We start from the raw sequence: 12,640 nt of genomic DNA on the forward strand, positions 1-12,640 counted from the left end.
CGTGGGCTCGGGTGCGGTGTCGGTGTGCGACTGCGCCGGCCCGTCGGCGACTGTAACTCCCTGATCGATGATCGATCAAAGGGTTGAAGGGCAAAACCTCTCGATTACGAGAAAGTCGGCACCCGGTGCCTTTCGGGCAGGCACCGGGTGCCGCCCATTTTCCGTCGTTTCCGCAGGTGAGCGCAGGTGAGCGGCTGACTGCTCGACTGGTGGCCGCAAGGTCACGCCCGCGGCGCGCAGCCCAGGACATGCGCCTTCACCAACTCCGCGATGCGCGGGTCGCGCCGCTTGAACGCGGCCACCAGCTCCTCGTGCTCCTCCGCGTACGACTGCTGCACGGTGCCCAGCCAGCGGATGGACAACGCCGTGAACACCTCGATGCCGAGGCCCTCCCAGGTGTGCAGCAGCACCGAGTTTCCGGCCGCCCGCACCAGCTCCCGGTGGAAGCCGACGGTGTGCCGCACCTGGCCCGTCCCGTCGGCCGCGCGGTCGGCCTCGTACAGGGCGACGACATGCGGTTCCAGGGCCGAGCAGTCCTCGGCGAGCCGCTGGGCGGCCAGCTCCGCCGCGATCGCCTCCAGACCGGCCCGGACGGGGTAGCTCTCCTCCAGGTCGGCGGCCGTCAGGTTGCGCACCCGCACCCCCTTGTTCGGCGCGGACTCGATCAACCGCAGCGACTCCAGCTCCCGCAGCGCCTCCCGCACCGGCGTCTGGCTGACCTCCAGCTCGGTCGCGATCCGCCGCTCCACGATCCGCTCGCCCGGCTTCCAGCGCCCGCTGACGATCCCCTCCACGATGTGCTCGCGGATCTGTTCGCGCAGCGAGTGGACGACGGGCGCGGTCATGAGGGCTCCTTCGAGCAGGGGCCGCCCCTCGGCCCCGGGGGCGTCTGACGCTTAGACAATACGGCCGTGAGCGCTTTCCAGATGGGCACGTGGGGGTGCTTTTACGCAGGTGAGACGAGACTTACATGGTGCCGGAACGACGAGCGCCCCCGCCCGGAAATCTCCGGACGGGGGCACCCATGGCTGAACCTCAGGGGTTACAGGCCGAGCTCGACCTCGAACTCGCCCGCCTCCAGGATCGCCTTGACCGCGGTCAGGTAACGGGCCGCGTCGGCGCCGTCGACCAGGCGGTGGTCGTAGGACAGGGTCAGGTACGTCATGTCGCGGACGCCGATGACCGTGCCCTCCTCCGTCTCGATGACGGCCGGACGCTTGACCGTGGCGCCGATGCCGAGGATCGCGACCTGGTTCGGCGGCACGATGATCGTGTCGAACAGCGCGCCGCGCGAGCCGGTGTTGGAGATGGTGAAGGTCGCGCCGGACAGCTCGTCCGGAGTGATCTTGTTCGCCCGGACCTTGCCCGCCAGATCGGCGGTGGCCTTGGCGATGCCGGCGATGTTCAGGTCGCCCGCGTGCTTGATGACCGGGGTCATCAGGCCCTTCTCCGAGTCCACCGCGATACCGACGCTCTCGGTGTCGAAGTAGGTGATCGTGCCCTCTTCCACGTTGATCCGGGCGTTGATGGCCGGGTGGGCCTTCAGCGCCTGGGCCGCCGCCTTCACGAAGAACGGCATCGGGGAGAGCTTGACCCCCTCGCGCGCGGCGAAGGAGTCCTTGGCCTGGGCGCGCAGCCGCATCAGGCGGGTGACGTCGACCTCGACGACCGACGACAGCTGCGCCTGCTCGTGCAGCGCCTTGACCATGTTGTCGCCGATGACCTTGCGGATGCGCGGCATCTTGACGGTCTGGCCGCGCAGCGGGGAGGCCTCGAGCTTCGGGGCCTTCTTCGCGGCGGCGGCAGGCGCCGCAGCGGCCGGAGCCGGGGCAGCGGCGGCGGCCTTCGCGGCCTCGGCGGCGGCGAGGACGTCCTGCTTGCGGATCCGACCGCCTACGCCGGTGCCCTTGACGGCGGCCAGGTCGACGCCGTTCTCGGCGGCGAGCTTGCGCACCAGCGGGGTCACGTACGCACCCTCGTCGGTGGCCTGCGCGGCGGGCGCGGGCGCGGGCGCCGGGGTGACCGGAGCCGGAGCGACCGGGGCGGGCGCCGGAGCGGCCGGAGCCGGGGCAGCGGCGACCGGCGCGGGCGCCGGAGCGGCGGGGGCCGGAGCCGGAGCCGGAGCGGCCGGAGCCGGAGCGGCCGGGGCCGGGGCAGCGGCGGCGGGCGCCGGGGCCGGGGCAGCGGGCGCCGGAGCAGCCGCGGGGGCCGCGCCCGGGGCGCCGATGACGGCGAGCTTGGCGCCGACCTCGGCGGTCTCGTCCTCGCCGACGGTGATCTCCAGCAGCACACCCGAGGTGGGCGCCGGGATCTCGGTGTCCACCTTGTCGGTCGACACCTCCAGCAGCGGCTCGTCGGCCTCGACGCTGTCGCCGACCGACTTCAGCCAGCGGGTGACGGTGCCCTCGGTGACGGACTCGCCGAGCGCGGGCAGGACCACGTCCGTGCCCTGCGCGGAACCGGCGCCGGCGGCGGCCTCGGCGGTGGGCGCCGGGGCGGGAGCGGCCTGCTCGGTGGAGGGCTGGGCGGCCGGGGTGGGCTCGGGAGCCGGGGCCGCGACGGGCTCGGCGACCGGCGCCGGAGCGGCAGCAGCCGCACCCGTGCCGTCGTCGATGACGGCCAGCTCGGCGCCGACCTCGACCGTCTCGTCCTCGGCGACCTTGATGGAGGCCAGGATGCCGGCGGCGGGGGAGGGGATCTCGGTGTCGACCTTGTCGGTCGACACCTCGAGCAGCGGCTCGTCGGCCTCTACGCGCTCACCCTCGGCCTTCAGCCAGCGGGTGACAGTGCCCTCGGTGACGCTCTCGCCGAGCGCCGGAAGGGTTACGGAAACCGCCATGGTTTCGGTTGCTCCTTACGAATTGCGGAAGTCTGAGTCGTCGCTTCGACGTGTTTCGACCGAGGGTCAGTCGTGCGCGTGCAGCGGCTTGCCCGCCAGGGCCAGGTGGGCCTCGCCGAGCGCCTCGTTCTGCGTGGGGTGGGCGTGGATGAGCTGCGCGACCTCGGCCGGCAGCGCCTCCCAGTTGTAGATCAGCTGGGCTTCGCCGACCTGCTCGCCCATGCGGTCACCGACCATGTGGACGCCGACCACGGCACCGTCCTTGACCTGGACGAGCTTGATCTCGCCCGAGGTGTTCAGGATCTTGCTCCTGCCGTTGCCCGCCAGGTTGTACTTCAGGGCGACGACCTTGTCCGCGCCGTAGATCTCCTTGGCCTTGGCCTCGGTGATGCCCACGGAGGCGACCTCGGGGTGGCAGTACGTCACCCGCGGCACACCGTCGTAGTCGATCGGGACGGCCTTGAGACCGGCCAGCCGCTCCGCCACCAGGATGCCCTCGGCGAAGCCGACGTGCGCGAGCTGGAGCGTGGGGACCAGGTCGCCGACCGCGGAGATCGTCGGGACGTTGGTGCGCATGTACTCGTCGACCAGGACGTAGCCGCGGTCCATCGCGACGCCCTGCTCCTCGTAGCCCAGACCGGCGGAGACGGGCCCGCGGCCCACCGCGACCAGCAGGACCTCGGCCTCGAACTCCTTGCCGTCGGCCAGGGTGACCTTGACGCCGTCGGCGGTGTACTCGGCCTTCGAGAAGAAGGTGCCCAGGTTGAACTTGATGCCGCGCTTGCGGAACGCGCGCTCAAGAAGCTTGGAGGAGTTCTCGTCCTCGACCGGCACGAGGTGCTTCAGACCCTCGATGACCGTGACGTCGGAGCCGAAGGACTTCCACGCCGAGGCGAACTCGACGCCGATGACACCGCCGCCGAGGATGATCGCGGACTTCGGCACGCGGTCCAGGACGAGGGCGTGGTCGGAGGAGATGATCCGGTTGCCGTCGATCTCCAGGCCCGGCAGCGACTTCGGCACGGAGCCGGTCGCCAGGAGCACATGGCGCCCCTGGATCCGCCGGCCGTTCACGTCGACGGAGGTGGGGGAGGACAGCCGACCCTCACCCTCGATGTACGTCACCTTCCGGGAGGCGACAAGTCCCTGCAGACCCTTGTACAGGCCGGAGATCACGCCGTCCTTGTACTTGTGGACCCCGGCGATGTCGATGCCCTCGAAGGTGGCCTTGACGCCGAACTGCTCGCTCTCGCGGGCCTGGTCGGCGATCTCGCCCGCGTGCAGCAGGGCCTTGGTGGGGATGCAACCCCGGTGCAGGCAGGTGCCGCCGACCTTGTCCTTCTCGATCAGGGCGACGTCCAGGCCCAGCTGCGCCCCGCGCAGGGCCGCGGCGTAACCGCCACTACCACCGCCGAGGATCACTAGGTCGAAAACGGTGCTGGCGTCGTTCGCCACGTCACGTCCTCCATGCATGTGCGCCACGCCGGTCTCCAGTGACCGGTCGGCGGCTGGTGTCCGGCCGCTCTGTTATCGGCCCTGTGGTGGGGGCCCTGTCCTGCCGAGCCCCATCCTCGCACTTGTCGGAGGCGGACGAGACACGGGGCCGGGGTGTGAGACGTCCCACGTTCAGATGAGCGCCCCAAAGGGGCGCGGGGAACTGCGCGACCAGCCCCCACGCCCCTGCGGTCGCCATGTGAAGGAATGGACCGAGTTGTCAGGCGAACGTCAGCCCAGATCGCCGGAGGCGGTCAGCTCCGCGAGCCGCACCAGCGTCCGCACCGCCGTACCCGTACCGCCCTTCGGCGTGTACCCGAAGGGACCCCCCTCGTTGAACGCGGGCCCGGCGATGTCCAGGTGCGCCCAGGTGATCCCCTCGCCGACGAACTCCCGCAGGAAGAGCCCGGCCACCAGCCCGCCGCCCATCCGCTCACCCATGTTCGCGATGTCGGCGACGCCGGAGTCCATGCCCTTGCGCAGGTGCTCCGGCAGCGGCATCGGCCAGGCCGGCTCGCCGACCTCCTCGGCCGCCTCGTGCACCGCGGAGCGGAACGCGTCGTCGTTCGCCATGATCCCGAAGGTCCGGCTGCCCAGCGCCAGCATCATCGCGCCGGTCAGGGTCGCCACGTCGACGATCGCGTCCGGCTTCTCCTCGGAGGCCGCCCACAGCGCGTCCGCCAGGACCAGCCGTCCCTCGGCGTCGGTGTTGAGGACCTCGACGGTCTTGCCGCTGTACATGCGCAGCACGTCACCGGGGCGGGTGGCGGAGCCCGACGGCATGTTCTCGGCGAGCGCCAGCCAGCCGGTGACGTTGACCTCGAGCCCGAGCCGTGCGGCGGCGACGACCGCGGCGAAGACCGCCGCCGCACCGCTCATGTCGCACTTCATCGTCTCGTTGTGCCCGGCCGGCTTCAGGGAGATGCCGCCCGAGTCGTAGGTGATGCCCTTGCCGACGAAGGCGAGGTGCTTCTTCGCCTTGCCGGAGGTGTACGACAGCTTCACCAGGCGCGGGGCGGCGGCCGAGCCGGAGCCGACGCCCAGGATGCCGCCGTAGCCGCCCTTGGCGAGGGCCTTGTCGTCGAGCACCTGCACCTTGATGCCGTGCTCCTTGGCCGCCGTCTGGGCGAGCGCGGCGAACGCCTGCGGGTCGAGGTCGTTGGGCGGCATGTTGATCAGGTCGCGGGCGCGGTTGAGCTCCTCGCCGACCGCGGCGGCACGCAGCAGCGCGGCCTTGTGGACGGCGTCGCGCGGCTTCCCGCCCAGCAGGGCGGCCTCGGCGAGCGGCGCCTTGCCGTTCTTGCCGTTCTTGGCCTTGGCGTCCTTGCCGCCCGGGCCGGTCTGCTTGTAGGCGTCGAAGGAGTACGCGCCGAGCAGCACGCCCTCGGCGATCGCGCCGATGTCGGCGGCGTCGGTCACCGGCAGGGCGAACGCGGCCTTCTTGGAGCCGGCGAGGGCGCGGGCGGCCACGCCGGCGGCCCTGCGCAGCGCCTCGGCGTCGAAACCGGCGTCCTTCTCGGGCTCGGCTCCGAGCCCCACCGCGAGCACGAGCGGCGCCTTGAAGCCGGCCGGGGCGGGCAGCTTCGTCACCTCGCCCTCGGCCCCGGAGGCACCGAGGGTTTCCAGGACGCCGGCGAGTCGGCCGTCGTAGGCCTTGTCGAGGGCTTCGGCGCCTGGGGCAACGATCAGGTCGCCAGACCTGGATGCGGCGCCCTTGGCGACACCGATCACGATCGCGTCGGCCCGGAGGCCGGGCGCCGCGGCGGTGCTGAGAGTGAGAACAGTCACGGTGGTGAAATCTCGCTTCCGATGTGGAGTTGCTGTGGTCGGAGGGTGTGGGTCGACCAGGCCCGACAGCCGACCCTAGAGCCGGGCAGAGGGTGCGGTCGTATCCGGGGTCTGCCTCACCGGCGCGGCGGACCGGTGCGGCGAATCCCGGAATGAGCGTACGCGTGCGTGTGCGTTCGCCCAGCACGCGAGTGTTCACCTGTCGGTGGCGTCGTAGCCACTTCTCGATCCTCGCACTCCATGAACTGGGTCACACCCGTCGGGTTTCGGTGCGTCGGACGGCGATCATCGTGGAGTACGTTGCCGCACATCCTGGAGCCCGCCCGGTGAGACGCCCGACCGTTCTGCTGCCCCTTCTCGGCCTGCTGCTCGCGGGCTGCGCCTCCGCGCCGGACGACCCACCGCAGGACCGGCCTGACGGCTCGTCATCGGGCGCGACGTCGGCGAGCGGGAAGGTCTGGCAGCCCGCCCCCGGCATCGACTGGCAGTGGCAGCTCAGCGGACGCCTCGACACCTCCGTCGACGTGCCCGTCTACGACATCGACGGCTTCGACCAGACCAAGGACACGGTCGCCGGGCTGCACGACGACGGCCGCAAGGTCATCTGCTACCTCTCCACCGGCGCCTGGGAGGACTGGCGGCCCGACGCCGCGAAATTCCCCGAATCGGTGATCGGCAAAGGCAACGGCTGGGACGGCGAACGCTGGCTCGACATCCGCCGGACCGACGTCCTCGAACCGCTGATGGCGGCCCGCCTCGACATGTGCCGGGCCAAGGGCTTCGACGCCGTCGAGCCGGACAACATGGACGGCTACAAGAACACCACCGGCTTCCCGATCAAGGCCGCCGACCAGCTCCGCTACAACCGTCTCATCGCCGGCCTCGCCCACGACCGGGGCATGTCCGTCGGCCTGAAGAACGACCTCGACCAGATCCCCGCCCTCGTCGCCGACTTCGACTTCGCCGTCAACGAACAGTGCGCCCAGTACGACGAGTGCGAGGAGATGACTCCCTTCATCGAGGCGGGCAAGGCCGTCTTCCACGTCGAGTACGAACTCCCCACCAGCGACTTCTGCGCCGACTCCCGCCGCCTGCACCTGAGTTCCCTGCTGAAGAAGTACGAACTGGGAGTGTGGCGCGAGGCCTGCCCGCCGGCCAGGCCCTAGGCCCCCTGGTGGCCCAGGCAGAAGACCACGAGGGCGGTGGTCGCCGCCGTTTCGGCGAGGCCGCCGAACACGTCCCCGGTGACCCCGCCGAAGCGGCGCGTGCAGTGCCGTAGGAGGAGTTCGGCGGCGGCGAGGGCGGCGAGGATCGCGAGCGCCGGGCGGACGGCGTCGTACGGCTCGAAAAGGGGACCCGGCCCGAGGACGACGACGACGCCATCGCCCCCGTACGGTCCGAGCCACGCACCCGCGGCCGCCGCCGCCAGCGTGACCGCGACGGCGGCGATCACCGCGCCCCGCACCGGGACCACGCCCGCGACCGCCGCCCCCAGCCCCTCCGGCCGCGCGGCCGGCACCCCGTCGCGGGCCGCCAGGGTCAGCGCGAGCCGGGCGGCGGCCGCCGAGACGACGGCGGCCAGCGCGCCCAGGGTCCACGAGACCTCGTAGAGCTGCGTCAGCGCGGCCACCTGGGCGAGCAGCACGACGACGAGCGTGAGCACGCCGAACGGGCCGATGTCGGACTGCTTCATGATGCGCAGCGCGTCCTCGGCGGGCTTGCCGCTGCCGAGTCCGTCCGCGGTGTCGGCCAGCCCGTCCAGGTGCAGACCACGGGTGAGGACGGCGGGCACGGCGGCCGAGGCGACGGCGGCCAGCAGCGGGCTCGCGCCCAGCCGGAGCAGCAGCAGCCCGAGCCCCGCCGCGCAGCCGCCGACGACCAGCCCGACCAGCGGGGCGCTCAGCATGCCCCCACGGGCGGCCTGCCGATCCCAGCGGGTCACCCTGACCGGGAGCACGCTGAGGGTACCGAAGGCGAACCGAAGGCCGTCGAGAGGCGAGGTCATGGACACCGCGGCAGACTAGCCCGGACGCCGCACCGGCGAGGCAGCCCGCCCCTCCCGCCGGGAAACTGGCGGCATGGGCCAGTGGCTGCAGCGCAACATCGTCGAACCGGGCAAGCTCCCGCTGCTCCTCGCGCTGGCCGCGTTCGTGCTCACGTTCCTGATCACCCGGGTCATCACGCGTCTGATCCGGGCGGGCCGGGGCCCGTTCGGCAACATCAGCTCCGGCGGGGTGCACATCCACCACGTGGTGCCGGGCGTGGTGCTGACCGTCGCGGGCGGCTTCGGCGCGGTGGCGAGCGGCCTGCGGGGCTTCGGCTCGGGCGCCTTCGCGATCGTCTTCGGCATCGGCACGGGCCTCGTCCTCGACGAGTTCGCGCTGATCCTGCATCTCGACGACGTGTACTGGACGGAGGCGGGCCGCAAGAGCGTGGAGGCCGTGGTGCTGACCGTGGCCCTGGTCGGACTGCTGCTGGTGGGCTTCTCGCCGTTCGGCGTCAACGACATGAGCGACGAGGAGCTTCAGGACCGGGGGAGCGTCATCTCGACCGTGGTCGTGAACTTCCTGTTCTCGCTGGCCGTGCTGGCGAAGGGCAAGGCGAAGATGGCGGTCTTCAGCGTGTTCGTGCCGTTCGTGGGACTGGTGGGCTTCATTCGACTGGCCCGGCCGGGGTCGCCGTGGGCCCGGAGGTTCTACGGCCGTCGTCCGCGTGCGCGGGCCAAGGCCGTGCTGCGCGCGTATCGCCACGACCGGCGGTGGGCCGGGCCCCGGCGGCGGGTGGGGGACTGGCTGGGCGGGAAGACGGACGCCGAGCTCGCTCAGTCCCGTAAGGGGGAGTGAGGGCGCCGACGGGCGGGGGAGGGACGTCGGCCGGCTGCCCCGCCCCGCGCCGGCACGCGCACAGCGCCACCACCGCCCCGATCGCCGCCAGATGCTCCTTGCCCGCCAGGTTGTTCTTCAGCAGGACCTCCACCACCATGGCGAGGACCACCGCGGCCGCCGTCGCGCGGGCGCGGTAGCGCCAGCCCAGGAACACCGCGAGGCCGACCACGGCCGCCGACGGACCGGTGTCCACGATGCGGGCGTCGGCCACCGGCAGGCCGAAGGGTCCGTCGGGGCCCAGGGCGATGCCCACGCGGGCGTACAGGGTGCCGGCGAGGGTGGCGGCGTAGGCGATGACGAGGGTGCGCCACCAGCCGAGGCAGAGCTCCGCGAGGCCGAACACCAGCAGAAGCTGCGCGAGGGCGCCCCACACCGGCAGGTCCAGCGCGGGGACGAAGAGCGAGAGCGGGGTGCGCAGCAGGGCGAGCCACAAGGCGTCCTGCGCCCTCACCGCACCGAGGTTCTGGACCGGCTGATAGCCCCACGACTGGTTCTGCACGACCTGCGTCACCGACGTCAGACACACCGCCGCCAGAGTCATGGGCGCCAGCCTCATGGGCACCGCCCGCCGAGACCGCCGCACCAGCGGGGTGCGTACGGCCAGGTACAGCGCACCCCATTCGGCGCGGGCCCAGCGGGCGATCCGGTTCATCGGTGGGTCTCCAGATGCTTGCGGTGCAACCACTTCGGCAGCCCCGGCGCTTCCAGAAACCCCTCCGCCCGGGCCGCGGCGAGGCCGATGCGGGGCAGGTCCGCGCTCTTCTCGAAGAGCAGGAAGCGGGGTTCCCAGATGGGCCGGTACTTGGCGTTGGCGCGGTACAGCGACTCGATCTGCCACCAGCGGGAGAAGAAGCTGAGCAGCGACCGCCACAGCCTCAGCACCGGCCCGGCGCCGAGGCGTGCGCCCCTTTCGAAGACCGACCGGAACACGGCGAAGTTGAGCGAAACCTGGGTGATCCGGATCTCTCGCGTCTCCTGGGCCCGGCGCAGGAGTTCGAGGACCATGAACTCCATCAGGCCGTTGTCGCAGGCGCGGTCCCGGCGCATCAGGTCGAGGGACAGGCCGTGCGGCCCCCACGGCACGAACGAGAGCAGGGCCCGCAGCTCACCGTCGGCGTCGGTGCACTCCAGCATCACGCAGCGGCCGTCCTCCGGGTCCCCGAGCCGCCCCAGCGCCATGCTGAACCCGCGCTCCGTGGCCCCGTCGCGCCAGTCGTCGGCGCGCCGCAGCAGGTACGCCATCTCGTCGGCGGGGATGTCCTCGTGCCGCCGTACCCGCACGGTGTACCCGGCCCGGCGGACCCGGTTGTACGCCTGCCGGACGGTCCGCATGGCACGTCCTTCGAGGGTGAACTCGGCGACCTCGACGATCGCCTCGTCCCCGAGTTCCAGCGCGTCCAGTCCGTGCCGGGCGTACACGGTCCCGGCTTCCTCGCTCGCGCCCATCACCGCCGGGATCCACCCGTGCGCCCGCGCCTCGGACAGCCACGGCTCGATCGCCCCCGGCCAGGCCTCCGGATCCCCGAGCGGATCCCCGGACGCCAGCGACACCCCGCCGAGGACGCGGTAGGCGACGGCCGCCTTGCCGGTCGGCGAGAAGCACACGCTCTTCTCGCGGCGCAGCGCGAAGTAGCCGAGCGAGTCCCGCTCACCGTGCCGGTCGAGGAGCTCCCGCAGCCGTTTCTCGTCGTCCTCGGTGAGCGGGTCGACGGCGCGCCGGGAGCGGAACGCCGCGTACAGCACGGCGAGGACGAGGACCGTGCTCAGCACGTTGACGGCGACGTCCACCCAGGTGGGCGTGGCGATCCCGGGGACGCGGTAGTCGTCGGCGGCGACGGAGACCAGCCGCAGCGTGCCGTAGCGCCAGCGCTGCAGGAAGGTGGAGGGGGCGAAGGCCCGGTTGGTGACCGTCACCAGCAGCGCGGCCAGCAGCGAGGCGGCCAGCAGTCCGCCGACGCCGACGGCCGCGGCGAGCTTCGGGTTGGACCGGTCGCCCTTGGCGTAGAACTCCCGCCGCCCGGCGAGCAGCGCGACCACGAACGCGGCGGTCAGCGCGAGGGAGACCCAGTTCTGCGGGCAGCGCCTGATCTCCGGAAACGTCATGGCCAGTGAGAACAGCCCCAGGAACGCCCCGCTGAGACCGAGGTTGAGGATCCACGCGGCCCGTTTGCGCCGCCGCATGGTGACGGCCAGGAACGCGGTGAAGACCCCGGACGCGAAGCCGGCCGTCAGCAGATACGGCGTGAACAGGTTCTCCTGGTTGTGCCGCCGCACGTCCTGCCCCAGGGAGACCCACACGGCACTGAGGAAGTTGACGAACGCGACGGCCCGCAGGTACCAGACGGCGAAGGCGGCGGCGCCCCGGGTGTTGCCCATGAGTGGTGATCATATGGGTGCACTTCCGGGAAACCGCTCTTTTGGCGCCGCCTGTCCGTTTTCCCCCGGGCCCCTACTCCTGCGTCGGCTCCTCCTCGGAGCCCTCGGACTTGTCCTCGGACACCTCCGGCTTCTCGGGGAGTTCCGCGGCCAGTGCCGCCGCTGCCTGCACCAACGGCAGTGCGAGCAGGGCGCCGGCGCCCTCGCCGACCCTCACGCCCTGGTCAAGGAGCGGTTCCAGAGCCATCCGATCGAGTGCCTTCGCCTGCCCCGGTTCACCGCTCTTGTGTGCGGCCAGCCACCAGTCCGGCGCCCGGAACGCGATCCGCTGCCCGACGAGCGCGCACGCCGCCGCCACGACGCCGTCCAGGACGACCGGCAACTTCCGCACCGCGCACTGGAGCAGAAAACCCGTCATGGCGGCGAGGTCGGCGCCGCCCACCGTCGCCAGCAGCTGCAACTGCTCGCCGAGCACCGGCCGCGCCCGGCGCAACGCGTCCCGGATCGCGGCGCACTTGCGCATCCACGCCAGGTCGTCGATCGCCTCGCCGCCCCGCCCGGTCACCACGGACGCGTCCGTCCCGCACAGCGCGGCGACCAGCACGCCCGCCGCCGTCGTCCCGCCGACGCTGATGTCGCCGAGCACGACCAGATCCGTGCCGGAGTCGGCCTCCTCGTCGGCGACGGCCACGCCCGCCCGGAAGGCGGCCTCCGCCTCCTCGACCGTCAGCGCGTCCTCGATGTCGATCCGGCCGCTGCCGCGCCGCACCCGATGCCGTACGACGTCCTCGGGGAACAGGTCCGGGTCGCAGTCCAGGGCCATGTCCACGACCCGCAACGGCACGCCGAGACGGCGGGCGAGCACGGAGACCGGACGGCCGCCCTCCAGGACCTCGCGCACCAACTCCGCGGCGCTGCCCGCGGGCCGGACGGAGACGCCGAGCTCGGCGATGCCGTGGTCGCCGGCGAACAGCACCACCCGCGGCCGCTCGACCGGCCGCACGGGCGCCGCGCCCTGCGCCGCCGCCAGCCACTCACCCAGGTCGTCCAGGCGCCCCAGCGAACCGGGCGGCACGACCTGACGTTCCCGGCGCGCCTCCGCGTCGCGGCGCACCCCGCCGTCGGGGCGCTCGATCAGATCGGTGAAGTCGTCGAGATTAAGCGAGCTCATTCGCCGAACAGTACCGGCACTGATCGAACGGTTCAGCGCTACATCGTCACCACGCCCCCACCGCGCCCCCGTGACGTCATTGCACCG

At 72.1% G+C, this 12,640-nt stretch carries 9 protein-coding genes and 1 pseudogene; 2 read left to right on the forward strand and 8 right to left on the reverse strand.

The window, feature by feature from the left end; genetic code table 11:
• Positions 1-221: 221 nt before the first annotated feature.
• The 4 genes from ACIBTS_RS43475 to ACIBTS_RS43490 all read right to left on the reverse strand — a co-directional run bounded on the left by ACIBTS_RS43475 (position 222) and on the right by ACIBTS_RS43490 (position 6,121).
• Positions 222-845, reverse strand: a complete 624-nt coding sequence (locus tag ACIBTS_RS43475; protein WP_079662818.1) for a GntR family transcriptional regulator — start codon at positions 843-845, stop codon at positions 222-224.
• Between the two features lie 197 nt (positions 846-1,042).
• Positions 1,043-2,839 carry a 2-oxoglutarate dehydrogenase, E2 component, dihydrolipoamide succinyltransferase gene (gene sucB / locus ACIBTS_RS43480; RefSeq protein ID WP_399326688.1) on the reverse strand — a complete coding sequence of 599 codons (1,797 nt, stop codon included), beginning with the start codon at positions 2,837-2,839 and terminating at the stop codon, positions 1,043-1,045.
• 66 nt (positions 2,840-2,905) lie between these two features.
• A complete protein-coding gene (gene lpdA, locus ACIBTS_RS43485; protein WP_079662820.1) occupies positions 2,906-4,294 on the reverse strand; it encodes a dihydrolipoyl dehydrogenase in 1,389 nt (462 codons plus the stop codon).
• Positions 4,295-4,564: 270 nt separating this feature from the next.
• A complete protein-coding gene (locus ACIBTS_RS43490) occupies positions 4,565-6,121 on the reverse strand; it encodes a leucyl aminopeptidase (RefSeq protein ID WP_319677086.1) in 1,557 nt (518 codons plus the stop codon).
• A gap of 326 nt (positions 6,122-6,447) precedes the next feature.
• Between ACIBTS_RS43490 and ACIBTS_RS43495 the strand changes: the two genes are divergently transcribed.
• Complete coding sequence (locus ACIBTS_RS43495; RefSeq protein WP_399326691.1) at positions 6,448-7,287, forward strand: endo alpha-1,4 polygalactosaminidase; 840 nt, start codon at positions 6,448-6,450, stop codon at positions 7,285-7,287.
• Here the strand turns inward: ACIBTS_RS43495 and ACIBTS_RS43500 are convergent.
• A complete protein-coding gene (locus ACIBTS_RS43500; protein ID WP_399326693.1) occupies positions 7,284-8,126 on the reverse strand; it encodes an adenosylcobinamide-GDP ribazoletransferase in 843 nt (280 codons plus the stop codon). The two genes, ACIBTS_RS43495 and ACIBTS_RS43500, sit on opposite strands and share 4 nt — an antisense overlap.
• 73 nt (positions 8,127-8,199) lie before the next feature.
• Here ACIBTS_RS43500 and ACIBTS_RS43505 point away from each other — a divergent pair, with 73 nt between their 5' ends.
• Positions 8,200-8,964 carry a hypothetical protein gene (locus ACIBTS_RS43505; RefSeq protein ID WP_399326695.1) on the forward strand — a complete coding sequence of 255 codons (765 nt, stop codon included), beginning with the start codon at positions 8,200-8,202 and terminating at the stop codon, positions 8,962-8,964.
• Positions 8,965-9,022: 58 nt separating this feature from the next.
• Here the strand turns inward: ACIBTS_RS43505 and ACIBTS_RS43510 are convergent.
• The 3 genes and pseudogenes from ACIBTS_RS43510 to cobT form a co-directional block, all read right to left on the reverse strand.
• Positions 9,023-9,658: pseudogene (locus ACIBTS_RS43510) on the reverse strand (hypothetical protein); the annotation flags it as partial.
• Positions 9,655-11,382, reverse strand: a complete 1,728-nt coding sequence (locus ACIBTS_RS43515) for a phosphatidylglycerol lysyltransferase domain-containing protein (protein WP_399326697.1) — start codon at positions 11,380-11,382, stop codon at positions 9,655-9,657. The pseudogene ACIBTS_RS43510 and the gene ACIBTS_RS43515, both read right to left, overlap by 4 nt.
• Positions 11,383-11,455: 73 nt before the next feature.
• Entirely contained in the window at positions 11,456-12,553 is a 1,098-nt protein-coding gene (gene cobT, locus ACIBTS_RS43520; protein WP_399326698.1) for a nicotinate-nucleotide--dimethylbenzimidazole phosphoribosyltransferase, read from the reverse strand.
• Between the last annotated feature and the right edge of the window lie 87 nt (positions 12,554-12,640).

Source organism: Streptomyces sp. NPDC050121 (assembly GCF_044460385.1).
Lineage (GTDB): Bacteria > Actinomycetota > Actinomycetes > Streptomycetales > Streptomycetaceae > Streptomyces > Streptomyces soliscabiei.